The sequence below is a fragment of the Ferrimonas sediminum genome (genome assembly GCF_900100175.1).
Taxonomy (GTDB): Bacteria; Pseudomonadota; Gammaproteobacteria; order Enterobacterales; family Shewanellaceae; genus Ferrimonas; species Ferrimonas sediminum.
Genome location: NZ_FNEM01000014.1, coordinates 63,346 through 85,736, shown reverse-complemented (window position 1 = coordinate 85,736; position 22,391 = coordinate 63,346). Strand labels below are relative to the sequence as shown.

The 22,391-nt window shown below is 57.3% G+C and carries 23 protein-coding genes and 1 pseudogene; 9 read left to right on the top strand and 15 right to left on the bottom strand.

The window, feature by feature from the left end:
* Position 1: 1 nt before the first annotated feature.
* Entirely contained in the window at positions 2–1,882 is a 1,881-nt protein-coding gene (locus tag BLT77_RS14880; RefSeq protein WP_090366815.1) for a hypothetical protein, read from the bottom strand.
* A gap of 139 nt (positions 1,883–2,021) precedes the next feature.
* Entirely contained in the window at positions 2,022–3,047 is a 1,026-nt protein-coding gene (locus BLT77_RS14875) for an AraC family transcriptional regulator (RefSeq protein ID WP_090366813.1), read from the bottom strand.
* Positions 3,048–3,183: 136 nt separating this feature from the next.
* On the opposite strand from BLT77_RS14875, the gene BLT77_RS14870 reads away from it, so the two are divergent.
* The 4 genes from BLT77_RS14870 (at position 3,184) to BLT77_RS14855 (ending at position 7,387) form a co-directional block, all read left to right on the top strand.
* Positions 3,184–4,959 carry an N-acyl-D-amino-acid deacylase family protein gene (locus tag BLT77_RS14870; RefSeq protein ID WP_090366811.1) on the top strand — a complete coding sequence of 592 codons (1,776 nt, stop codon included), beginning with the start codon at positions 3,184–3,186 and terminating at the stop codon, positions 4,957–4,959.
* Positions 4,940–5,782, top strand: coding sequence for an SDR family NAD(P)-dependent oxidoreductase (locus BLT77_RS14865; protein ID WP_090366808.1), 843 nt, complete (start codon positions 4,940–4,942; stop codon positions 5,780–5,782). The genes BLT77_RS14870 and BLT77_RS14865 overlap by 20 nt, the downstream gene beginning before the upstream one ends.
* A 166-nt stretch (positions 5,783–5,948) precedes the next feature.
* Positions 5,949–6,191, top strand: a complete 243-nt coding sequence (locus BLT77_RS14860) for a nickel-binding protein (RefSeq protein ID WP_090366806.1) — start codon at positions 5,949–5,951, stop codon at positions 6,189–6,191.
* 449 nt (positions 6,192–6,640) lie between these two features.
* Positions 6,641–7,387, top strand: coding sequence for a TraB/GumN family protein (locus BLT77_RS14855; RefSeq protein ID WP_090366804.1), 747 nt, complete (start codon positions 6,641–6,643; stop codon positions 7,385–7,387).
* A gap of 136 nt (positions 7,388–7,523) precedes the next feature.
* On the opposite strand, the gene BLT77_RS14850 is transcribed toward BLT77_RS14855, so the two are convergent.
* The 4 genes from BLT77_RS14850 to BLT77_RS14835 form a co-directional block, all read right to left on the bottom strand.
* Positions 7,524–8,087 (bottom strand): carboxymuconolactone decarboxylase family protein, encoded by a 564-nt coding sequence (locus BLT77_RS14850; RefSeq protein WP_090366802.1) that lies wholly within the window; start codon positions 8,085–8,087, stop codon positions 7,524–7,526.
* Positions 8,088–8,100: 13 nt separating this feature from the next.
* Positions 8,101–8,685, bottom strand: coding sequence for an NAD(P)H-dependent oxidoreductase (locus BLT77_RS14845; RefSeq protein ID WP_090366800.1), 585 nt, complete (start codon positions 8,683–8,685; stop codon positions 8,101–8,103).
* Between the two features lie 147 nt (positions 8,686–8,832).
* Entirely contained in the window at positions 8,833–9,558 is a 726-nt protein-coding gene (locus tag BLT77_RS14840; protein WP_090366797.1) for a glutathione S-transferase family protein, read from the bottom strand.
* Positions 9,559–9,624: 66 nt separating this feature from the next.
* Positions 9,625–9,993 carry a hypothetical protein gene (locus BLT77_RS14835; protein WP_090366795.1) on the bottom strand — a complete coding sequence of 123 codons (369 nt, stop codon included), beginning with the start codon at positions 9,991–9,993 and terminating at the stop codon, positions 9,625–9,627.
* 182 nt (positions 9,994–10,175) lie between these two features.
* Here BLT77_RS14835 and BLT77_RS14830 point away from each other — a divergent pair, with 182 nt between their 5' ends.
* On the top strand, positions 10,176–10,532 hold the full coding sequence (locus BLT77_RS14830; RefSeq protein ID WP_090366792.1) for a winged helix-turn-helix transcriptional regulator: 357 nt from the start codon (positions 10,176–10,178) through the stop codon (positions 10,530–10,532).
* Positions 10,533–10,774: 242 nt separating this feature from the next.
* Complete coding sequence (locus BLT77_RS14825) at positions 10,775–11,323, top strand: thioredoxin family protein (protein WP_090366790.1); 549 nt, start codon at positions 10,775–10,777, stop codon at positions 11,321–11,323.
* Positions 11,324–11,426: 103 nt separating this feature from the next.
* Here BLT77_RS14825 and BLT77_RS14820 read toward each other — a convergent pair whose 3' ends face one another.
* Complete coding sequence (locus BLT77_RS14820) at positions 11,427–12,191, bottom strand: helix-turn-helix transcriptional regulator (protein ID WP_090366788.1); 765 nt, start codon at positions 12,189–12,191, stop codon at positions 11,427–11,429.
* A 100-nt stretch (positions 12,192–12,291) separates the two neighbouring features.
* The gene (locus tag BLT77_RS14815) at positions 12,292–14,211 is read right to left on the bottom strand and encodes a hypothetical protein (protein WP_090366786.1); all 1,920 of its coding nucleotides are present in this window, start codon (positions 14,209–14,211) and stop codon (positions 12,292–12,294) included.
* Between the two features lie 277 nt (positions 14,212–14,488).
* On the opposite strand from BLT77_RS14815, the gene BLT77_RS14810 reads away from it, so the two are divergent.
* Positions 14,489–15,076: a DJ-1/PfpI family protein gene (locus BLT77_RS14810; protein WP_090366784.1), complete on the top strand. Its 588-nt coding sequence runs from the start codon at positions 14,489–14,491 to the stop codon at positions 15,074–15,076.
* 3 nt (positions 15,077–15,079) lie between these two features.
* On the opposite strand, the gene BLT77_RS14805 is transcribed toward BLT77_RS14810, so the two are convergent.
* The 6 genes and pseudogenes from BLT77_RS14805 to BLT77_RS14785 form a co-directional block, all read right to left on the bottom strand.
* Positions 15,080–15,607 (bottom strand): lipocalin family protein, encoded by a 528-nt coding sequence (locus tag BLT77_RS14805; RefSeq protein ID WP_090366871.1) that lies wholly within the window; start codon positions 15,605–15,607, stop codon positions 15,080–15,082.
* Positions 15,608–15,662: 55 nt separating this feature from the next.
* Positions 15,663–16,430, bottom strand: coding sequence for a glucose 1-dehydrogenase (locus BLT77_RS20510; RefSeq protein WP_425431738.1), 768 nt, complete (start codon positions 16,428–16,430; stop codon positions 15,663–15,665).
* 306 nt (positions 16,431–16,736) lie between these two features.
* Positions 16,737–17,489, bottom strand: a pseudogene (locus BLT77_RS20505) (phosphotransferase family protein); the annotation flags it as partial.
* On the bottom strand, positions 17,476–18,186 hold the full coding sequence (locus BLT77_RS14795) for a TetR/AcrR family transcriptional regulator (protein ID WP_090366780.1): 711 nt from the start codon (positions 18,184–18,186) through the stop codon (positions 17,476–17,478). The gene BLT77_RS14795 and the pseudogene BLT77_RS20505, both read right to left, overlap by 14 nt.
* Positions 18,183–19,373, bottom strand: a complete 1,191-nt coding sequence (locus BLT77_RS14790; protein ID WP_090366778.1) for an acyl-CoA dehydrogenase family protein — start codon at positions 19,371–19,373, stop codon at positions 18,183–18,185. Before BLT77_RS14790 ends, BLT77_RS14795 begins: the two co-directional genes overlap by 4 nt.
* Positions 19,374–19,379: 6 nt before the next feature.
* The gene (locus BLT77_RS14785; RefSeq protein WP_090366776.1) at positions 19,380–20,051 is read right to left on the bottom strand and encodes a histidine phosphatase family protein; all 672 of its coding nucleotides are present in this window, start codon (positions 20,049–20,051) and stop codon (positions 19,380–19,382) included.
* A 97-nt stretch (positions 20,052–20,148) separates the two neighbouring features.
* On the opposite strand from BLT77_RS14785, the gene BLT77_RS14780 reads away from it, so the two are divergent.
* Both BLT77_RS14780 and BLT77_RS14775 read left to right on the top strand, forming a co-directional pair.
* Positions 20,149–20,922 carry an SDR family NAD(P)-dependent oxidoreductase gene (locus tag BLT77_RS14780; protein ID WP_090366774.1) on the top strand — a complete coding sequence of 258 codons (774 nt, stop codon included), beginning with the start codon at positions 20,149–20,151 and terminating at the stop codon, positions 20,920–20,922.
* A 1-nt stretch (position 20,923) separates the two neighbouring features.
* Positions 20,924–22,015, top strand: a complete 1,092-nt coding sequence (locus tag BLT77_RS14775; protein WP_090366772.1) for a saccharopine dehydrogenase family protein — start codon at positions 20,924–20,926, stop codon at positions 22,013–22,015.
* Here the strand turns inward: BLT77_RS14775 and BLT77_RS14770 are convergent.
* A complete protein-coding gene (locus BLT77_RS14770) occupies positions 22,003–22,329 on the bottom strand; it encodes a TM2 domain-containing protein (protein ID WP_090366770.1) in 327 nt (108 codons plus the stop codon). The genes BLT77_RS14775 and BLT77_RS14770 overlap by 13 nt on opposite strands.
* Positions 22,330–22,391: the final 62 nt, after the last annotated feature.

Here is a 22,391-nt window from a genome sequence, read left to right as displayed (position 1 = left end):
ATCAGTTGGGGTGACAGGTCATGCAGGAATAGGGGTCGGGGAACACCCGGCTCATGTCCCAGTCGGAGTTGACCGAGCTCCACACCTGCTCATAGGGCTGGTAGTTGCCGTCGCTGTCTCTTGGCAACGCATTCAGCTCATTGGGGTCGTTGTAGATTTTATCGTTACTCTTAATCGCCTCCCCCTGATACAGACGACGGGTCGATGCCTCGCCATGGTGATCCGGGGTGGTGCTGTCACCGGCATGGCACCAGAAGCAGCGGGCGGTCTCGCCATGGCCCTTGGGCGCACCGTTATTGCCGTGGCAGGTGGCGCAGTAGTAGGGCTGGGTAGAATCAAACCCGTCGGCGCTGTTCACCGGCCAGCTGTGGCCACCGTGTCCCAGGGGCTGTTTTTGCTCATTGTGACACTCGGTGCAATCGGCAATGCCCCATCCGAAGTGGGTCTCGGTCAGTACCGGGCCGCTGCCGGCCTCAGGCAGCTCAAAGGCCTGCAGGGTCATGATGTCGGAGCCGTCCTCGCCGTCGCTGAAGTCGCGTTCAACCCGCGCCTTGCCGCTGTACTCCTCCATGCCCCACAGCTTGTAATGGTCTTTCACCAGGATCATGGTGAACTGCACCGGCTGGTTCATCACCCAGGTGTCGGCCATCATGTGCATGACGTTGCCACCAAAGTTCGAGTTCCAGTCCAGACGGCAGTGCTCCGGGTCCACCACCAAGTTCATGCCGCCGGTGGCCGGCGAAGAGAAATCGCACACCGAGGCCCGGGAGAAATCACCGTGCACCGCCATGTCGCCGTATACCGTGGCCCAACCCCGGCCCACCTCTGAGGCGATGCCGTCTACCCGGAACAGGGCAAAGTGCTCCACCGTAGCGCCGGTAGACAGCGACGGCCAGTAGTTAAAGGCCACATCCAGACCGGCATCGGCGGCAGACAGGAAGATGTCCATCTTGGTGATCACCCCGGGCTGGAAGATATCGGGCCGCATGTTGTGTGCCGTTACCTCCAGGTTGGCAATCACCTTAGGCTGGGCCTCACCCGGTTTCATGATGTTCAGCTGCGGCAGCACCACCCTGCCGCCGTTTTGTGCCAGCCGCGCCATTTCGCGATCCTGCACCCAGTGTCGACGCTCGGTCATCTCCGGCGAAAACGGCTGAAAGCGAAGGGTCATTCCCGGCTGCACCCAGATCTGATCCAACCGCTCATAATGGGCCTCACCCTGAGGCCCCAGACCATCGAGGGTGCCGTTCAGTTTGATCAGCTCGCCACCATCGTACTTCACTCGAGTGTGCCAGTCGTGGCCCATGAAATTGGCGTAGAGGTCGTTGTCCTGCTCGTCGAACACGCCATCGCCATTGCGGTCCCAGGACAGCACAAACTCAAAGGTGTCACGACCGGTCAGCGCCGGTGGCTGTACCTGCTCCAGTTTCAGGTCCTGGCGGGTGTAGGCCAGGTAGCGCAGGGCATCGAAGCTGGAATAGTGGCCGTCAACAAAGATATCGGGGCGGGCACTGCCGGCACCGAGACCATCGGGGTTGGTGCGCAGTACCCGGTCCATCTCCTTGGCGTCCACCACAATGGCCGTCTGCGGTGGGTTATAGACGCCATCCAGATGGGCGTCACGCTCATCAATGCGGCCGTCGCCACTGAGGTCGCGGGCCTGATCGCTCTGCAGCCAGTCTTTGAGCGGATCGGCGTAGCGACCCAGGTAGACCACAAACTGACCTTCAAATTTGGCCTGGGGCTGAATGTCCAGAGTCAGGTAGGGGGATTTAGGCGGAGTCGGCTCTGGCGCCGGCGTGTTGGCGCTGTCGTCATCGCTGCCACAACCGCCCAGCAAAGCCGCCAGCAGTAACACAGACAGGGAGTGTGTTTTCATCATTGTCTCTCTCGTTTTGGTTTTAGCCTTTGGGACAGCCACGAGAGTAAGTGAAGGGTAAACAGCGGCTACTAAGGGATCTGGCAGTGTTTTACTGGCGCGTCGCAGTTTGTGAGGCCGGGCACAGCCGCGGCAATGGCCGTTAACGCATCGGCGGTTGGCGATGCTGGCGACGCCACTTCTGGGGTGACAGTCCCTGGGATTTGCGAAACGCCCGGGAGAAGTTGCTCAGATCCCGATAGCCGAGAATCTCCGCCAGCAAGGTGATGTCCATGGCGCTGTATCTCAGGTGCCAGCAGGCCGACTGCATGCGAATCTGATGCAACAGGCGGGAAAAGTCCTGCTGCTGGGCGGCCAGCTGTCGCTGCAAGGTGCGCCGGTGCAACCCCAGCAACGCGGCGATGTGGTCGATGTTGGCCTGCCCTACCCCCAGCGTCTGCTGAATCAGGCCACTGACCTGCTGGACCCGATCCTGGCCCTGGCCCTGTCGCTGTAACTGCCGCTGTAACCGCTGCTCCGCCACGGCCTTGGCGGTGGCATCGCCCCGGTGCAGCCGCTGCGTCAGCAGCGTCGCCGGCAGCCACAGAATGTCCTGAGGCTGGTTGAACATCACCTCGGACTGAAAATGTTTTCGGTAGAGTTCCTGCGATTGCAGCGGCGCATGGCTGAAATCCAGCCGGGCCACTCGAAACGTCGGCCCCATCAACCGCCGGCACAGATGGACACAGGCGCTCATCGCCAGCTCTTTGTACTGGCGCGAGTCGGCCTCGGCATGAAAGTTGTCAAAGCGGCAGATGGCCAGCAACTGCCCCTGCAATTCATGGTTCCAGTACTCCGACTGGTTGTGAAACGCCATCAGGCTGCGCACCGCCTTAAGCGCCTCCTGCGGCGTATCACAATGCTCCAGCACCGCGCCCAGCACTCCCAGCATGGCAAAGTCCTGTCCGGCACCCAGCCGCAGCCCGAAATCCGGACAATTCAGGGTGTCGGCACAGTGTTGTAATAGGCTGGCCAACTCGTCGATGGCCATAGTCCGGTGCTCGTCCTCAAGGGCCGCCCGAGTCAGCCCGGTGGTCGCCAGCAATGCGTCACTATCGCCGCCCAAAGACCGAATGAGCCGGTCGATGCCCGACAGGGCACTGACTCTGATCTGAAACTGCCGCGTCATTGCTGCACTCCGTTTGTGTGAGGATCCGTTGCGGTCGCTTTATCTTTTCGCAGCTGTCACCAAATGACAAGCCTGGCATCACTAATGCGAATAAGATGCATAAGTATTGGATGGCAATCGCAAGGAGCAGGCTGACATGGCCCAGTACGACATTTTGATTCAGCGGGGGCGCTATTTTGACGGCACCGGCGCCCCGTCCCGGATTCGGGATCTGGCCATCAGGGACGGTAAAATCGCCTGCATCAGTGAAAAGGCGCTGGCACCGGAATCTGCCGAGCGGGTGATCTGCGCCGAGGGGATGTGGGTCACCCCCGGGTTTCTCGACACCCACACCCACTACGATGCCGAACTGCTGGTCAGCCCCGGCCTGTCAGAGTCGGTGCGCCACGGCGTGACCACGGTGCTGGTCGGTAGCTGCTCACTGAGCATGATCTGCAGCGATTACGAGGACGCCTCGGATCTGTTCACCCGGGTGGAAACCGTGCCTCGGGAGAGGGTATTGCCGATTTTAAAGCGCAACAAAACCTGGTCGACGCCGCGCCAGTGGGTGGAGCACGTGAATCGCCTGCCACTGGGCCCCAACCTGATCAGCTTCCTTGGCCACAGCGATCTGCGCGCCAGCGTGATGGGGCTGGATCGGGCCACCCGCCACGACACCCAGCCCGGAGAGGCGGAGATGCAGGCGATGGAAGCCCTGCTGCACGAGGCGTTGGAGTGCGGTTTTCTCGGCCTGTCGACCATGTGCCTGAAGTGGGACAAAATCGACGGCGACCGGGCCTGGTCCCGCAGCTTGCCCAGCACCTACGCCAATTGGGATGAGATTGCCCGACTCAACAAACTGGTTCGGCGCTACAACCGGGTTCACCAGGGCGCTCCCAATGCCGCCACTCCGCTGCAAATTTTCGATTACGTGCGCGAAAGCATCGGCTGGCGCCGCAAGCCCCTTAAGACCACCCTGATCAGCCAGATGGATCTCAAGGGCAGCCGCTATCTCACCAACCTCACCAAACTGGCCTCCTGGTTTACCAATGCGCTAAAAGGCGACTTTCGCTGGCAGGTACTGCCGACGCCGTTCACGGTCTACGCCGACGGCATCGATGTGGTGTTCTTCGAGGAGTTTGGCGCCGGCGAGATGGCGCTGGATCTCAAGGACGAACTGGCGCGCAACGAACTGCTGAAAGACGAGGCCTACCGGCGCAATTTCCGTAAATTCTATGGCGAAAAACTCAGCCCGCGGGTGTGGCAACGGGATCTGTCCGATGCCCTCATCATCGACTGTCCGGACGCCAGCCTGGTGAATAAAAACTTCGACGAAATCGCCAAGTCCAGAGGCATTCACGTGGTGGACCTGTTTCTGGATCTGGTGGTGGAGTACGGCCCCAAACTGCGCTGGTACACCACGGTTGCCAACCACAGAAAGCCAGTACTGAAAAAGCTGGTGGCCGACCCCAATGCCCTGATCAGCTTCAGCGATGCCGGCGCCCACATTCGCAATATGTCGTTTTACAATCTGCCGCTGCGAATGCTCAAGCTGGTGCAGGAGTCCATCGATGAGCAGCAGGCGATCATGTCCATGGAGCGGGCCGTCTGGCGCCTGACCGGCGAACAAGCCGAGTGGCTGGGCGTCGATGCCGGTACCATTCGTCAAGGTGACCGCGCCGACGTGGTGGTGCTGGATCCCGCTGGTTTTGATCAGGATCTGGAGGCGGTACACTGGGCCGAGATGGACAATTTCGACCTCAAGCGGTTGGTGAATCGCAACCCGGGCATCGTCAAGCAAGTGCTGATCAACGGCAAGCTGGCGGTGGAGGATGAGCAGATCCTGCCAGCGCTGGGAACCGAAACCGGCTATGGCCGTTTCATCGCCGCCCACAACAGCAAGGAAGCGAAGCATGACCCCCACACACCCTGATTCACCGCTGGCGTTAATCTCCGGCGCCTCCAGCGGCATCGGCCTGGATCTGGCGAAAGCCTATGCGGCCCGGGGCTGGCGGCTGGCACTGTTGGCCAGAAACCCGCAGCGACTGGCACAGGCGGTGGCCCAGTGCCAATCGCTGGCCCCGGGCGCCGAGGTCTGCGGCTATTCGGTGGACGTTGACGATCCACAGGCGGTGCAGAATTCAGTGGAAAAGATCCGCACCCGCCAGGGGCAGCCGTACCTGCTGATCCTCAGTGCCGGCATCGTCCAGAGCATCCGCTTTATGGAGCAGAGCGACGATGAGTTCGAAGCGTTGATGCAAACCAACCTGCTGGGCAGCCGCCGCCTGGCCAAGGCCTGGTTGCCGGGCATGCTGGAGCAACGGCAAGGGCAGATCTGCTTTGTCAGCTCCCTGGCCGGCCTGATCGCCCCCTACGGCTACTCCGGCTACAGCGCCAGCAAGTTCGCCCTTCTGGGGATGGCCGGCGCACTCAGGCAAGAGGTGAGCTCGCAAGGGATAAGGGTATCGGTGCTGTGCCCGCCAGAGGTGGACACCCCCATGGTGATCCAGGAGCGAACCTACATCAGCCCTGTGGCCAGGCTGCTGAAAGATCTCGGCGGCACCCTGCAGGTGGACACCGTTACCCGCGCCACGATCAAGGGGCTGGAGCAAAGCCGCTTTCTGATCATTCCTGGGGTGCGCGCCAAACTCACCCATCACTGTGCCCGCCTGTTTCCCGGGCTCTTTGGCTGGGCCATGCAGAGAATCGTGAACTGGGCTAAAGGGCGTCAGGCCCGGCAGCAGAAAGCTGGATAAAAGTGTCGTGACTGCGCAGAGCCGGGACAACGATTTCGGCTATCTGGCCTATCCTTTGATAGGTTGAATCCCGTTCCGCAAACGCAATCCAGGCTGGCCACTCAGGCCTTGGTCAACAGGGCCGAGGCCGGTGGCCTCTAATCCAGTAGGACAGAGGAGACAACGTATGCCCAAGTTCATTGATACTCACCCTATGGAGCCCTTTACTGAGCAGCAGTTGAAGGACCTGCAGAATGCACCGGCAGATGAATTTGGTGTCACTCACCACGACATCCTGTTCAGCAAGAAGGACAACCTGATCTACTGCGTGCTGGAGGCCCCCAACGCCGAAGCGATTCACAAGCACCATGCCAAGGCTGGCATCTCCTGTGACTGGGTTCGCCAGGTGGAATCCACCCGCTCTAAATAATTACCCCACCGGCCGGCGCCTCCTTTGGCCCGGCCAACCCGCCCCCTCCCGGTGATATGCCTCCGGAAACCGGGTAAAGCATATCGACTAAACCACCGCGCTAAGGATCATTGACCTTGATCCGTTGACCCGGAAGATCGGCCCACTTCCTGTTTTATAACAACTGGGCTTCCCGTGAGCTGTGACAGGCGCACATGGGCAATCGGCACCTGAAAGACAACCTGGCCGCCGTCGACAGCTTTACCGTTGTGGAAGAGTAATAAAGTATCATACTAAATGGCTGCTTCGGCGCCAGAACCAGTCATTGGGGCACCAGATGCGGCCTCCGGGCTATCGATTGCTCTTCGGTAGAGGGTTGGGAGTACAAAGCATCAAAGTGATTATCATCACAGCATCATCTCTGTTAACCCAATAGACTGCTCTTTTTTTGAGAAAAAGGAACTTCTCTTATGCGTCCATGGATATTGGGTGTCCTCGTTGTGCTATCAATCAAATCTTGGGCCTGTGAGCCACTGCCTGCCGAATTGGAAGCAATTATTGGCAATAACCGACCGCTGCTGCTGGGAGAAATTCACGGAAGTGTGCAAGCTCCTAAGTGGGTCGAAAATATCGTCTGTAACCAGCTAAAGCAAGGGCCGACGATATTAGCCATCGAGCTACTAGCAGAGCAGATCGACGTTAGTGGAAATACAGATCAACTTGCCCTAAGCGTGGAAACTAGTTTTCAGTGGCAACAACTGCATACAGGGAAAACCAGCGATGCTATGTTTGAGCTGTTACAAACATTATTACCGCTCAGGCAGAAAGGCCTCACTTTAGTAATGTTCGATGATCATGGCTCTCCAAGAGCATGGAGAATGGCTAATAACCTCAAGCCCTATCTGCATCATGACTCAAGACTAATTGTCTATGGCGGCAACTGGCATACCAAGGTAAACCACGACACAAGTTGGTCTGAGAGTACCACCAACATGGGAGCCTACCTTAAGGAGTGGGGAGCCGAACCGCTGAGCATTAATCTGCTTCCAAGTGGTGGCAGTGTCTATAACAATCAAGAGCAAGGCCCCAAGGTTTATCCAGTCAAGGAGCGGCAACTGTCAAAAGACAGGATCCTGATTTCCGCATCTGAGGCCAGTGGTTACCATTGGCACTTGAATATTGGTCAGGTAAGCCCATCGCTACCGAGGGTTCGCTAAGGCGCCAAAAGGAGTCATCCATGACCTCCGCCAACTCACATTGTGATGATGAGCTTCTCTTACTAAAGATTTGTTAGAGGCGAGTACCTATACCATTTGCTAAGAATCAACCAGTTCGAACATATAATTCTTTAGTTTATCGATTGGACGGATGAATCCATTCGTATTTTTTAAATGCTGAATCTGGCTCAGTGTTGGCCAGCGCATTGGTGAAATTTGAGATAAGCTTGGCTGCTAGTCCAGTTAATACCTCAAGCGCCTGACGCTTAGTAAACCCGGCTTGAATGAAAGCCTCAAGACGCTCCTGTCCAATATGACCTCTACTATCCAGTAGCGCCTTCGTATAGTCATGCAATGCCTGCAACTTCGGATCTGGAATTTCAGTTCCTTCTCTTAATGCAGTAATCACTTCATCGGGCATCTTAGCTGTTTTCATCATCCAGGTGTGCCCGGGGATACAATAGTGGCAATTGTTCTCATAATTCGCCGTCATGAACACCACCTGCTGCTCCAGAGGAGACAAAGAAGTACCATTCATAAAGAGACCAAAAGTGTTGTTGTAAGCCTCATAAGTGGCTGGAGCTTCAGCCAGAACTCGATGAAGATTTGGTAGCATACCGAATGCCTTCAACGACCCTTTCACTAGCTCTTGCGACTCTTCTGGAGCGCTCTCTTCATCGTAATAGGTAAAATCAATCATGAGTTCTCACTCCTTAGAAATGGGCTTTGAGGTGGGCATCAAAACGAAGGAAATCAGCTTCTACATTCGCATTCTTCATTACGTCATAACAGGCAAAAGTAGGTAATGAAGACATACCAAAAAACCTGAAGTTACTGTGCATGTGGAACATCAAGTCATCCACACTCTTGCCTTGGAACAGATATTCATCGATATCGTCAAAGGATTCCTGCGGAGCATTAAAGGTCAGCGAGAGCATATATTTCGTATTCGTTCGAGTACCGCCAGTACCATAATTGCGCTTTGGATCTTCAGAAGTTCGTCCATCAAACTGGCACAATGCCCCTCCCATGCCTGCAGTGAACACCTCATCCATATACTTCTTAAACATCCAGGGAGTGCTCATCCAGTTCACCGGCATCTGTACTATCACCCTGTCTGCCCACTGGAACAATTTCAGTTGCTCATCGACGTCAACCTGCTCCTGCATGGTCACCATTTCTACCTCATGACCTTTTTCCATCAACTGGATTTTGGCTCGCTCAACCAATGACCCATTCAAACGACCCTCAGAGTAGGGAGATAGTTGGTGGGCATTGATAATCAGTATATTACTCATGGAAGAACACCTTTCTCTTTGATGACTGGACAGTGATCCAGACAATTAACTTACTTACCGTGGGTATGCTATTGCCTGCTGGTAACTCAAGTCAACCAGTATACTTTTAGTAACCTGCGGGATACTATTCCGCTCAACATTAAAAACTCAAATATTAGAACGACTTATTACGTCAGACTTGAAGCGATCTGCATTTTCCCGCTCCTGAACTTCCACATTCCCCTTACCAAAAAATGCCCAAAATGGCTTAGGAATCGTAAGCGCTCTCTGGGTCGCCTTTCTGGCATCAATTTCATCGAACCAACGATTCAGGTGCTGAAGATCCTCCACCTGTACCTTGGCCCAGTAGAAAGCTCGTGCCCAGGGATAAGTGGCCATATCTGCGATGGTATACTCCCCGCAGGCCAGAAAGCGGCTCTTCGCCAACCTAGCGTTCAGGACCTCCATCAAGCGACGACTTTCCTGAACATAACGATCAGTGGCAAAGAGGTTTTCCTCGCCCTGTTTTGCCGCGATACGCTGAAAGTACATCGCTTGCCCCATCATTGGCCCTATTCCACCCATCTGAAACATCAGCCATTGCAAGGTGACAGATCGCTCATCTGGTTTTTGGGGCAGGAACTTTTGGTACTTCTCTGCCAAATACCAGAGGATGGCACCGGACTCGAAGACAACAAAATCGTTGTTGGAACGATCGACTATGGTCGGTATGCGCCCATTGGGGTTGAGTTGCAGATATTCAGGGTGCTTATGTTGTTTCTTGGCAAAGTCGATGTGGGTAAGATCATATTCCACTCCAGCTTCTTCCAAAAAGATAACCGGCTTCCAGCCATTCATAGTTGATGCGGTGTATAAGTGGATATCTTTTGTCATATATACTTGTCTCCTTTATTAAAAGTCCCTGTGCCTCTTCCTTTCCGGCAGAACCGATCTGCAAAATTACTTTTTACTCTCCACAATGATGGCAATCACTTCCTTGCTGCCCATATTAGTTACCTGGTGAGTCCAGCTTTGATGCCACATCACATGACCATCAGGCACGTTTACTCTAAGATCATCGGCTCCTTTCTGGCGAATCAGCAGATCTCCTCCTTTCTCGAAATACACAGTTTCGTCCCTGTGGGTATGCCAGAGGTCCGCTTCACCGGGTTTAAGCACCATCTTCAACACCTCAATGCTGTCGTTTTCAAACAACCGTTGATACTGTTCCGGTGACTCGATATGAGCCGAACCCGGTAGGGTTGTTGCCACTGCGCAGCTAGCACTAAACAAACTGCCAGCCACAGTAGCCCATGGTTTTAGTGTCATCGTTTATCTCCAATCATTTGTGGAACTGCAGCCGTCATGGTCAAAGCCCGGCTGGCCTTTACTTTCAATCTTATGAACATTATGTTACCGTTTCACAATATTCAACCAGTTAACTTTTGGTAACCACCCGTATGATGGCTTCCGGTATGTAACTGCTCTGAATCCTTTGAGAGAGGTGAAATTTGGAAAGCAAAATCAAAACAGACACCTTTGGTAGAAAGAGGGTCGAAAACGCATGCATGGAGCCATGTGCCATTGAAAAGGGCATGCGAATCATTGGTGGTAAGTGGACCGGTTCTCTGCTGTATCATTTGAAGGATGGGCCAGTACGATTCAATGATCTGACCAGGATGCTGGGGGGCGCCAGCAAAAAAATGATTGATCAAAGGCTCAAAGAGTTGGAATCACGCAACATGGTGATACGAAAGGTTCTAAGTGATCGCCCTATAGCCGTTACCTATGAACTGACCGATTTTGGCCGTTCTGCACTCGATGTACTGGAAGTCATGAGGGAGTGGGCCGAATCAAGCGATCTTTAATCAGCCGTCATCTCCCAGTGAATAGACCCCATTCTGATGGACACGACTCAGCCCCCCAATGACCGCTTCGTGGCGGCTGGAGCCGTTGAGCTCCTGCCAGTCGAGGATGATCCTTTACTGCTAGCTATGAATCTTTATGACTCACCCACAACCGTCAACGAGATGAGCCGAATCGGCCAGCTGTTTCCGACTCCCTGGCAACCGCATTGGCGGCGCGCGCGCCGCCCATTGAAGGAGACCCCATGTTACTGGATACCCCCGTCTGCAACTTCGGCTGGCCCGCGCCGGACTTTACCCTGAGCGATCCCCATGGCATCCCCTTTACCCTGAGTGAACATCTGGGCGACAAGGGGCTGCTGGTGATGTTCATCTGCAACCACTGCCCCTATGTACAGCGCATCATCGACCGCCTGGCCCGGGATTGCCGTCAACTGATGGCCGAAGGGGTCAACGTGGTGGCGGTGATGAGCAACGATTACCGCGACTACCCGGCGGACGCCCCCGACAACATGGTGGCCTTCGCCCGCCAGCACAACCTGCCGTTTCTCTACCTGGTGGACGAAGACCAGCGGGTCGGAAGAGCCTTTGGCGCCGTGTGCACGCCGGACTTTTTTGGCTTTAATGCCAAGGGAGAGTTGCAGTACCGGGGCCGGCTGGATGACGCCCGCATGGACGACCCGACTCAGCGCACGCCGGAGTTGCTCAACGCCATGCGCCAGATCGCCGGCACCGGCAAAGGCCCCCGGATCCAGCACCCCAGCATGGGCTGCTCCATTAAGTGGCGGGACTGAAGCGCCGGCATCGGTGCCTCATCCTGACCCGATTCAGTGCCTGCATCAGCGGGCGCCATCCTATAGCGCCAACTGCCGTTTTCCACCTCCAGCCAGAGCCGGCTCACAGTAAACCCAGTGTGTGCGCCTGGCTGATTAACTGAACCCGGTTACGGGCACAAAGCCTATCCTTCAGCCTCTCCAAGTGATAATAAACCCCACTTTCCGTCATCGACAGCGTCTGAGCCACCTCATCACTGGAGTAGCCTTCTGCCGTTAACTTCAACACCTGCAGCGCTTTGTCCGACAGACAGTTGAAGTTCACTATGGGGTTAAGTTCAGAGATACAAAGCTCATTAAAGTGACATGCAAACAACTGCAACTGATACTCAATCTGCTGCTGATGTTGGCCAAGTTGACGCAATAACGCCTCCCGCCCGAGGTCGGACACAAACACAAACTCCGAATACCAACCAGGATGGTGCCGTATAGGTAAGTGCCAAACGGCAAGACTGGAAACGCCATAGTCTTCTAACAGACGCCGAAACTGGCTGCGCTTGTTGTCAGAGAGGTCCGGCGCGCCCCACACACTGAGGCCTGAACGATGATTATTAAAATAGGCTTTATAGGTGATGTCTGTGGTCGCGAAATGGGTCAGGTAGCGGTGGCGAAACTCCCTTAAATCATCCCGGGAACAGATGATACGCCGGGCCTTGGCGACCTCTCTGGGTAACCGGCGTCCCAGCTTTTTGAACTGATGAAGAGCAGGCCGGTTCACATGGGTGATGATGCTGTAAAAAAAATCCATGACTCCGTAGGGAAGCAGAAACTCGCGAACTCTACGAATGTGCTTGGGGTCGATGTTGCAAGACTGGGTCTCGATACTCATATCATCTTCACGTTAAAAGAAAACAGCCCCCTCATTCGGGGGCTCAGGATGACCACAACAATCCATTTTTACCGACGGTGGTCACCAGGCTTTGCCAACGCTACTGGTTAGGGTGGCAAGTCATGCAAGAATAGGGATCGGGGAATGCCCGGCTCATGTCCCAGTCGGAGTTTACCGAGCTCCAAATCTGTCGATACTCACTGTAGTTGCCATCCTTGTCTCGAGGCAGAACCGAGAGATCATTCGGGTCATTAGGATCCGGCACGCCCCCATGAGATGAGTTATAGATCTTGTCATTACTCTTTATGTCGCCGTCCTGATACAACTTGCGAGTCGACGCCTCTCCATGATGGCCGGGAGTATTGCTGTCACCGGCGTGACACCAAAAACAGCGAGCCGTTTCCCCATGCCCCTTGGGCGCGCCATTGCTGCCGTGGCAGGTGGCACAGTAATAGGGTTGGGTGGCATCAAAGCCGTCGGCGCTGTTCACCGGCCAACTGTGACCGCCGTGCCCCAAGGGCTGCTTTTTCTCATTGTGGCACTCGGTGCAATCGGCGATGCCCCAGCCAAAATGCTCAGATGAGAGCATTGGGCCCACACCGTCATGGGGCAACTCGAACATCTGTAAAGTCACGATGTCGGCGCCATCCTGTTGCGGGCTGAAGTCACGCTCAGCGGATTGTTTACCGCTGAACTCCTCCATACCGAACAACTGGTAGTGGTCCGCAAAGATGGCTATCGCCGTCTCTTCTGCCTGATTCATCACCCACACATCAGACATAATGTGCATCTTGGTGCCACCGAACGCGGACTGCCAGTCCACTCGACAATGTTCAGGATCCACAACCAACTCCTGCCCGCCTCCCATTGGAGAAGAAAAATCGCAGTCAGAGAGCGGGCCGAAATCCTTATCGGTCACCATCTCTCCCCACAACGTGGTCCAACCGCGGCCGACCTCAGAGGCCAACCCGTCGACCCGAAACAGGCCGAAATGATTCACCGGAGCGCCGGTTGACAACGATGGCCAGTAATTGAACGCCACATCCAACCCTTCATCAGCCGCCGACAGGAAGATGTCCATTTTGGTGATCACGCCAGGCTGGAAAATGTCCGGGCGCATATTGTGGGCGGTAACCTCCAGGTTATCGATCACCAGGGGTGGCGTGGTTTCCGACTTCATCACCATCAAACGAGGCAGAACCACTCGGCCGCCGCTCTGCGCCAACCGCGCCATCTCCCGCTGCTGCACCCAGTGGCGACGCTTGGTCATCTCCGGAGAAAAAGGCTGAAAACGAATGGTCATGCCCGGCTGAATCCACATCTGATCCAATCGCTCGTAATGCCCCTCTCCCTGGGGACCCACACCGTCTAACGTGCCGTTAAGGGTAATCAGGTCACCACCGTCAAATCGAATCCGGCTGTGCCAGTGCTGCCCCTGAAAGTTGGCATAAAGGTCGTTGTCACGCTCATCAAACACGCCATCGCGGTTGCGATCCCAGGAGAGCACAAAGTCGAAGGTGTCACGACCGGTGGATTCCGGCCCGCTAATGCTGTCCAGGCGCAGATCGGCTCGGGTCACCGCCAGGTAACGCAAGGCATCAAAGATTCCATACTGGCCATCGACAAAGATATCGGGGCGAGCTGAACCGGCACCCAGACCATCAGGGTTGGTCTTGAGCAGCCGATCCATGTCGTCGGCCTCAACAATGATTGGCCGTTCTGGCGGGTTGTGGACCCCGTCAAGGTGCGCATCTCGCTCATCGATGTGGCCGTCACTGTTCAGATCCTGCGCTCGTTCGCTCTGTAACCACGCTTTCAAGCGGTCGTCATAACGGCCAAGGTAGACCTCAAACTGGCCTTCAAATCGGGCGTCCGGCTTCACGTTCAGCATTAGGTAAGGCGATACGTCAGGTTCGGGTTGTGGCGCGACCGGCGCCTTAGCTAACTCATCGCTGCCGCTGTCACATCCGGCCAACAAGCACAGCAGAAATGCCGCCGTTAACGACTGTTTCATCATCATTGTCCCTCAATCGAATTATTATGGTGCACCCGCTCGGCGGGGCATTGAGAGCATATTGAGAGTACAAACCAACATCCCTAAAGGTTTTGGTAGTGATTTTAATGGCCCGACGTTGCCGTGATCGGGATCACTCGAATCAACACACCGGGAGCACCAGCCTCGGGCAACGGTTCAACGGCCGCGGATCGCATCGACGCACTCCATCAACGCTCGCATTTTTTGACAGCTCAATGGGATAGAGTGACGCCATTGCGTTCACCGGTAACGAGGAATATTGATGAAAAAAGCGCTGCTGTTCCTGTGTCAGGGGCTGGAGGAGTACGAAGCCTGTGTGTTTACCGACGCCCTGGGCTGGACCACCACCTACGGCCTGGAACCCATCGAGCTGATCACCACCGGATTTCATTCGAGAATTCAGTGTGCCTGGAATTTTACCATCGAGCCGGAGCGGGCGTTTAACGACATCGACGTCGATGAGTTCGATGCCCTGTTGATCCCCGGTGGAATGAGCCGCGCCGGCTTCTACGACGATGCCTTCGATGAGCGATTGCTGGAGTTGATTCGCGCCTTCGACAGCCGGAATAAACTGATCGCCTCGGTGTGTGTCGGCGCCCTGCCCATCGCCCAAAGCGGCGTGCTTAAGGGCCGAACGGCCACCACCTACCAATTGAGCGAGAAGCGCCAGAACCAGATGCGGGAACTGGGCGTGCAGGTGTTACAGCAGCCGCTGGTGATCGATGACAACATCATCACGTCAACCAGCCCCGCCACGGCAATGGAGGTCGCCTTCACTGTGGTCGAAACCCTCACCTCTTCCGACAACCTCGAACGTATCAAGCGGGGGATGGGGTTCACCACACCCTAATCATCAGGGGCCGCCGTCATCCGGCTGGCTGACAATCAGGCCCGACAGGTCGAAACCCAACTCAGTGGCACGGCTGCGAAAAGCCTGCATCACCGAAGCGGGCACCTGCGGGGTGCGCGACAACAACCACAAGTAATCGCGGCTGTAACCACTGACAAAGGCGTACTGATAGTCAGGATCCAGCTCAAACACTACATAGGCGCCATAGAAGGGCCCGAAAAAGGAGACTTTCAGATGGCCGGTGTTCGAATCGCCGACGAAGTAAGCCCGGCCCTCGGCCTGGCTGGCTTCGCCGCCGGCGCTGTCGATACCGCGGTTAATGACCCGCACGCCGCCATCCTCACCCAGAGTGTACTGGGCACTCACCCCGCTCAGACCACGCTCGAAGCTGTGGTCCAGCCGGGCGACCTCGTACCAGGTGCCCAGATACCGATCCAGTTCGAACCCCTGCACTGGCGTGATACCGGACGGTGCCGAGGTGCAACCGGCCAACACCAGTAAGAAAACCACCACCGCCCAGTACCACTTCATCATCTGATCCCGTCAATTTGCCCACACAAGACTACGAAAACGGCCCTTCAACACCTTAAGCCAGATAGCCGCCGTCAACCGGCAGTTCGATGCCGGTAATGTAAGCCGCCGCATCGGAGGCCAGAAACAGAAACGCCGGCGCGATTTCCGCAGGCACCGCGCTTCGCCCCATAGGGATCAACGGCAGGATCTGCTTTAACAGCATCGGGTTATCGGTCAGGGCCGAGGCAAACTTGGTTTCCGTGAGGCCCGGCAACACCGCATTGACGCGTATGTTGTACTGGGCACACTCCTTGGCAAAGGCTGCCGTCATGCTGTTGACCGCCGCCTTGGTGATGGAGTAAATCCCCTGCCCCGGTGCCGGCTGCTTGCCGTTGACCGAAGCGGTATTGATGATCACCCCACCGCCCTGATCACGCATCATCTGCCCGGCCAATTGGGCAAAGCAGAAATAGCCGGCCAGATTGACCTGCACGGTTTTGTCCAGTGCCTCCTGCGGCGTATCCAGAATATGGCCGAAATAGGGGTTGGCCGCCGCGTTATTCACCAGAATGTCCAGCCGGCCGTAACGCTCCTGAATGGTGGCAAACAGCGCCTTGGCCTGCTCCATATCGCCGCCATGACAGGCGATGCCCTCGGCCTGGCCGCCCTGATCGCGAATCGATGCTGCCACTGAATCCAGTGCCGGTTGATCGCGGCTGGACAAGATAACTCGGGCACCGTGGGCCGCATACAGCCGCGCCACCGCCTCACCAATGCCCCGACTGGCACCGGTGATCAACGCCACCCTCCCCTGCAGTTGCAGCAAGCCGGGCTGGGTGATCTTCTGCAGTTGGTCACTGTGTTGATGGGCCGAAGTTAAACGGTCGATGTTGGTGGCGGCCTGATCCATCAGCCTGGCAGCCAACTCACCGAAGCGCGCGAACGGGGGATGCTTACGACTGCCTTCGACATAGCGATACCAGATCTGCTGCACAATCACCGCCAGACGGAACAATCCAAACACGTAGTAAAATCCGAACTGGCTGACGTCCAACCCGGTCTGCTGGCCGTAATAGGCCACAATCTGCTCCCGGGTCCACATGCCTGGCAGATGGGTCGGCAGCTGCCGCAACAGCTTCAGTTCCGGTTCATCACCGGCTTCAACCCAGTACGCCAGCGCACAGCCGAGATCCATCAACGGATCGCCGACAGTGGCCATCTCCCAGTCCAGCACCGCGCGAATCTCGGTGGGATCGTCCGGGTTCAGCACCAGGTTATCGAACTTGAAGTCATTATGGATAACGGACGCATGGGGCCCTTCGCCCGGTTGGTTATCCACCAACCAGCGCATCACCCGCTCACCGCTGCGGGCACCATCAGTCAGGGCATTCATGTAGCGCTGGCTCCACCCCTCCACCTGGCGGCGAATGTAGCCATCCGGGTGCCCCAGATTAGAGAACGGCGCGACGTCCACATCGATACTGTGCAATTCCACCAGGGTATCCACCATGGCGCGACACAACTCCCCCGCCTGCACCCTGGACAGTCCCAGCTCCTTGGGCAGGTTCTTACGCAATATGGTACCGCTCTCGTACGTCATCAGGTAGAAGGGGTAACCGGTCACCGAATCCGACTCGCAATAATGCAACACCTCGGGCACCTTGCTAAAGCTGCCCGCCAAGGCAGTCAGCACCCTCACCTCGCGCGCCATATCGTGGGCACTGGCCGCCTTGGTGCCCGGAGGCGGCATCCTCAACACCAGTGTGAGCCTCTCACACTCCAGCTTGAACGTCAGGTTGGACGCCCCGCCTTCAAACTGGGTGACGGAGCGTACGGCTCCCAATTCAGGCAGCGCCTCATCCAGATAACGCTCCAGGGTTCGTTGGTTAAAGGGCAGCATGGATACGGTCATGGTGTCTGTCTCCGTGACAAAGTGACTCGATACGACTGAGAAGATAATCGGTGTAGGCATCCACATCGACACCGGATTTCTGAAAATGGGCACGCCGCAGGTACCAGCCCTGCAGCAGGTGCTTGAGCAACCCCACCGCAATCACCGGCTCCTGCATCTCGCCAATGGCGTCCAATGCCAGCAGCAGTTCCACATCCACCCGTTCGCTAAGGGCGATGGCCTGCTTGCGCAGGTCCTCCTGCTGGTGGCGGGCTTCCATGTAGGCGAAAAAGAACCACGGCTGCATCAACTCACTCAGATACAGGTGGTAACGGCAGATGGCGAACAGCCGCTGGCTGTCCGGCAGTGCGTCGATAAGGGGCAACAGCACCTGCTCAAACTGATAGCGAATGAACTGATGGATGGAAGTGGCCAGTTGATCCTTGCTGGCAAAGTAGCCATAGAGTCCACCCAGGCTCATGCCGCTGGCATCGCTGAGTTGACGCAGGGACATGGCATGAAAGCCCTGACGATTGGCCAGAGTAAAGGTGGCTTCCACGATGGTGGCCAGCCGAGCCTCGGTGCGGCCCGGGTTTTTCTGGTTCAGCTGAGGCAGGCATTGCTGGTGAAAATCATGCCACATCGCCTGTGGATTCCAGCCTATCAACCGCTGAAATTCAGCCAAAGAGCAGGCCATCTGGCTCATTGGGCCACCTTGAGCAACTGCTTGGCCGCCGACAGCTTGTGCACCTCGTCCGGCCCGTCGTAGATCCGCGCCGCCCGCTCTTCACGGAAGATAAAGGCCAAAATGGTGTCATCGGTGATCCCCAGGCCGCCGTGCATCTGCACCGCATTGTCGACCACCTGTTGCAGCATGTTGGCGGTATGGAACTTGATCATCGAGATGGCCGCCTTGGCCTGGCCGAAGTCACCATTATCCACCTGCCAGGCGGTATGCAGCACAAACCAGCGCGCCGCCTGTAGGCTGGCCACCGACTCCGACAGCATCGCCTGGGCCAGCGGCTGCTGCCCCAGCACCTTATCGGCGGTGATCGCCCGCTGTTGCAGATAGCGGGTCATCTCATCGATGGCTCGCTGTGCCAGCCCCAACCAGCGCATGCAATGGTGGATGCGCCCCGGCCCCAACCGGGCCTGGGCCAAAGCAAACCCCTGCCCCGGGCGACCCAGTACCGCGTCCGCCGGCAGCTTCACATCGTCAAACACCATCTCGGCATGGCTGAAGGGGCCGTAGCCCTCCGCCCCCATCACCGAGATGTTGCGCAGCCGCGACACCCCGGGGGTGTCCATGGGCACCAGCAGCATACTGGCTTGCTGATGCCGGGCCGCCTCCGGCTCGGTTTTGGCCATCACAATGGCAAACTCGGCCCCTTCGGCGGCAGTCGTGAACCACTTATGGGCATTCAGGTGCCAGTGACTGCCATCAAACTCCGCCTCACTGTTCATCAGCACCGGATTGGAACCGGCCAGATGGCGCTCGGTCATGGCAAAACAGCTGCGAATCTCCCCGCGGGCCAGCGGCTCCAGATAGCGGGCCTGCTGAGTCTCGCTGCCCACGTGCAGCAACAGCTCGGCATTGCCGGCATCCGGTGCCTGGCAACCAAAAGCCAGGTGCCCCAGGGGCGAGTAGCCGATGCGTTCCGCCATCTGGGCAAACGCCAGCAGTGACAACCCCATACCGCCCACAGACTCGGGCAGATGCGGCGCCCACAGCCCCAGTTCACGCACCTTGTGGCGAACCAGCTCCATCTCTTCCATCAGGCTGGGGTAATCATGGCTGAGCAGCAGCGGCTCCAGCGGAATCAACTGCTCCTGAACCAGCTGGCTGGCTGCCTCCATGTGGGCAGTCAGGGTCGGGGAAACTGAAAAATCCATCTTTCGTTATCTCCAGGTGAGCATCTGCTGACGTCGCAGGTGACCGTTGACATTGAACGCCTGCAGGTGCCATTGACCGCGGGCGTAGCGAAGGTGGGTGATGGAGCAGTTGTTGACCTGATGGATCAGCTCCGCCATGTGGGTGACATCGCTGCCCATGGCCTGGCTGGCCAGCAGGCTGATGACACCGCCACTGGTCACCGCCACCGTGGGCCGGCTTCCGCAGGTGTGGGTAGCGATGGCATCGGTAATCCGCTGTTGAAACTGGCGGAAGCTCTCCCCTTTTTCACTGGGGTGCTCGGCAATCCACAACCGCAGTGCTTCACTCATCAGCGGCAGGAAATAGCGCATGTCGGTGCTGGCTTCCTTGGGGGACATTGCCATGCCAAGGCGCTTGCAGGCCGCCGGCCAGTAGCCGGGGATAAGCTCAGACACCTCCAGTTCATTGAAGCCGGCGTCCACCGCCGCCCCCTGAACCAACCCGGCACCGTGGCAGACCCCTTCCAGCGTCTGCTGCTGACGCCTCAGGTCACCGCTGACCAAAGTCGCCGGCCCCAGTTGCCAACTGCCGATCTCCTCGCCCAGGCAGCGTGCCTGCTGGTGTCCGAGGTCGCTCAACCGATCATAATCCTGGCTGCCAAACATCGCCTGGCCGTGGCGTAACAGGTAAAGGTCCATCGCAATCCGACTAAAATGTGACTTGCCTTCACCCTACAAGGTGTTTAGTTTATCGTCAATAACGAACGAACGTTCGATTTTTAACGGAGACAAACATATGGATGTGTTGCTGACCGGGGCCAGTGGTGGCCTGGGCATCGAGCTGGCCAAAGCCTTTGCCAAACGGGGCGCCAGGCTGTGGCTGCTGGACAGGGATCCGGCAGCTCTGGAGCAGTTGAACCAACAGCTGGGTGGCAGTCATCAGTTGCTGGCCGGCGATCTGACCGACCGGGATACCCTGGCCAGACTGGAGGCGCTATGCCAGCAACAGCAGCCGCAATTTGCCTGGGTACTGAACAATGCCGGGGTGGCGTCCGGTGGTCTCTTTGAATCCCTGCCCGACAGCGAGTGGCAACGCTGCCTCGACATCAACCTGATGGCCAGTGTTCGCCTCAGCCGGTTGGTCAGCCCGTTCCTGGGCAAAGGCAGCTACCTGATCAACATCGTCTCCATGGCAGCGGTCGCCAACGCCCCCTACATGGCCGCCTACAACGTCTCCAAAGCCGCCCTGCTGAGCCTGAGCGAAACCCTGAGATTTGAGTGGCGCCCCCGCGGCATCCAGGTCAGCGCCGTGTGCCCCGCCTTCTTTCAGACCCCGCTGCTGGACTCTCTCAATGCCCAGGGTAAGGCCATCGCCGCCCCGGCAGGCAAGATGATGCAGCGCTCCGAACTGTCTGCCGCCGACGTGGCCGACTACCTGATTGAGCACGCCATCGCCGGCGAGTTTCTGATTCTGCCCCACAAGAAATCTCGCCAGGCCTGGCGGGTAAAGCGCTGGCTGCCGAACCTGTTTTTCAAGCAGGTACTGCAACAAACTGTGAAAGGACACTGAGATGAGTACATCAAACTGGATGATCTATGGCGCCAACGGCTATACCGGCAAACTGATTGCCGAAGAAGCGGTGCGGCGTGGCCTGAAACCGATCCTCGCCGGACGCAACCCGCAGGCGATTGAGGCACTGGCAAAGCAGCTGGAGCTGCCCTATCGCTGTTTCGATCTGCATGACATGAGCGGCAGCGATCTGGCGGACATCGACCTGGTACTGCACTGTGCCGGCCCCTTCTCTGCCACCGCCGAACCGATGATGCGGGCTTGCATCGCTCAGGGGTGTCACTACCTGGACATTACCGGCGAAGTGGCGGTGTTTGAGCTGGGTCAACAACTGAGCGACCAGGCCAAGGCCGCTAATGTGGTGCTGATCCCCGGTGTCGGTTTTGACGTAATCCCCACCGATTGCGTGGCCGCCCGCCTCAAGCAGGCGATGCCCGACGCCACTCGGCTGACGCTGGCGTTCGACAGCCGCAGCGGCTTCTCCCGCGGCACCGCCAAAACCTCCGCCGAAGCCCTGCCCAAAGGCAGTATGATTCGCCAACAGGGTAAACTGGTCGCCACGCCACTGGCCCACAAAACCCGCACCATCGCCTTTGCCGACACCCCGAAACTGGCGGTTTCCATCCCCTGGGGCGATCTGTCTACCGCCTGGTTCAGCACCGCCATCGACAACATCGAAGTCTACATCCCGATGTCGGCCCGCAAGGTCAAACAGCTAAAGCGGATCAACTGGGTACGGGGTTTAATGGGGCTGGGCTGGGTGCAGGCGCTGATCAAAAACCGCATCGAGGCATCCTTGACCGGTCCCAGTGACAGCCAGCGTGCCCGCCACACCACGGTGATCTGGGGAGAGGTGAGTAACGAAAAAGGCCAGCGGATTGAAGCGCGACTGGACACCGCCAACGGCTATGACGTCACCGTTACCGGTGCCCTGGCGGTCACCGAATTCCTGCTACAGAACCCGGATCACAGCGGCTACCACACCCCATCCACACTGATGGGGTGGCAATTGGTGGAGAGTTTGCCCGGCAGCGGTCACATTCGACTCAGCGGCGATACCGGTGCCAGCGACGGTCAGGCTCAGGCCAGCTGACGCTGACGGAACTGGAACTGCAGCGAGGTCATCTTGAAGGTGCGGATGGCCTCGACCACCCCCAGTGCCGATGGCACCAGAGTCCAGCAGAACAGTAGATAGGCAGCCCCTTTAAAGGGTTGACCCAGATAGAATTTATGCGCACCAAAGCCACCTAGAAACAGGCTTAGCCAGGCGGTCTTGCGACGACTTTTCAGCTTTACGTCCGGGTCGACGCCGGCAAAGGCGTCCATATGTTGACCGGCGCCACAGCCGCTACAAACGATCATCTCCAGGTCCAGCTTAGTACCACACTGGCTGCATGCGTGTTGCATTATTCCACCAACTCACTGTCAAACTACGAGGTTCGACATTATGCGTACGGCTGTACACTGAG

What these genes read in the sequence shown, in the direction of transcription:
- BLT77_RS14880 (WP_090366815.1), bottom strand. Translation starts at nt 1,882, where the DNA reads ATGATGAAAACACACTCCCTGTCTGTGTTACTGCTGGCGGCTTTGCTG.
- BLT77_RS14875 (WP_090366813.1), bottom strand. Translation starts at nt 3,047, where the DNA reads ATGACGCGGCAGTTTCAGATCAGAGTCAGTGCCCTGTCGGGCATCGAC.
- BLT77_RS14870 (WP_090366811.1), top strand. Translation starts at nt 3,184, where the DNA reads ATGGCCCAGTACGACATTTTGATTCAGCGGGGGCGCTATTTTGACGGC.
- BLT77_RS14865 (WP_090366808.1), top strand. Translation starts at nt 4,940, where the DNA reads ATGACCCCCACACACCCTGATTCACCGCTGGCGTTAATCTCCGGCGCC.
- BLT77_RS14860 (WP_090366806.1), top strand. Translation starts at nt 5,949, where the DNA reads ATGCCCAAGTTCATTGATACTCACCCTATGGAGCCCTTTACTGAGCAG.
- BLT77_RS14855 (WP_090366804.1), top strand. Translation starts at nt 6,641, where the DNA reads ATGCGTCCATGGATATTGGGTGTCCTCGTTGTGCTATCAATCAAATCT.
- BLT77_RS14850 (WP_090366802.1), bottom strand. Translation starts at nt 8,087, where the DNA reads ATGATTGATTTTACCTATTACGATGAAGAGAGCGCTCCAGAAGAGTCG.
- BLT77_RS14845 (WP_090366800.1), bottom strand. Translation starts at nt 8,685, where the DNA reads ATGAGTAATATACTGATTATCAATGCCCACCAACTATCTCCCTACTCT.
- BLT77_RS14840 (WP_090366797.1), bottom strand. Translation starts at nt 9,558, where the DNA reads ATGACAAAAGATATCCACTTATACACCGCATCAACTATGAATGGCTGG.
- BLT77_RS14835 (WP_090366795.1), bottom strand. Translation starts at nt 9,993, where the DNA reads ATGACACTAAAACCATGGGCTACTGTGGCTGGCAGTTTGTTTAGTGCT.
- BLT77_RS14825 (WP_090366790.1), top strand. Translation starts at nt 10,775, where the DNA reads ATGTTACTGGATACCCCCGTCTGCAACTTCGGCTGGCCCGCGCCGGAC.
- BLT77_RS14820 (WP_090366788.1), bottom strand. Translation starts at nt 12,191, where the DNA reads ATGAGTATCGAGACCCAGTCTTGCAACATCGACCCCAAGCACATTCGT.
- BLT77_RS14815 (WP_090366786.1), bottom strand. Translation starts at nt 14,211, where the DNA reads ATGATGATGAAACAGTCGTTAACGGCGGCATTTCTGCTGTGCTTGTTG.
- BLT77_RS14810 (WP_090366784.1), top strand. Translation starts at nt 14,489, where the DNA reads ATGAAAAAAGCGCTGCTGTTCCTGTGTCAGGGGCTGGAGGAGTACGAA.
- BLT77_RS14805 (WP_090366871.1), bottom strand. Translation starts at nt 15,607, where the DNA reads ATGAAGTGGTACTGGGCGGTGGTGGTTTTCTTACTGGTGTTGGCCGGT.
- BLT77_RS14795 (WP_090366780.1), bottom strand. Translation starts at nt 18,186, where the DNA reads ATGAGCCAGATGGCCTGCTCTTTGGCTGAATTTCAGCGGTTGATAGGC.
- BLT77_RS14790 (WP_090366778.1), bottom strand. Translation starts at nt 19,373, where the DNA reads ATGGATTTTTCAGTTTCCCCGACCCTGACTGCCCACATGGAGGCAGCC.
- BLT77_RS14785 (WP_090366776.1), bottom strand. Translation starts at nt 20,051, where the DNA reads ATGGACCTTTACCTGTTACGCCACGGCCAGGCGATGTTTGGCAGCCAG.
- BLT77_RS14780 (WP_090366774.1), top strand. Translation starts at nt 20,149, where the DNA reads ATGGATGTGTTGCTGACCGGGGCCAGTGGTGGCCTGGGCATCGAGCTG.
- BLT77_RS14775 (WP_090366772.1), top strand. Translation starts at nt 20,924, where the DNA reads ATGAGTACATCAAACTGGATGATCTATGGCGCCAACGGCTATACCGGC.
- BLT77_RS14770 (WP_090366770.1), bottom strand. Translation starts at nt 22,329, where the DNA reads ATGCAACACGCATGCAGCCAGTGTGGTACTAAGCTGGACCTGGAGATG.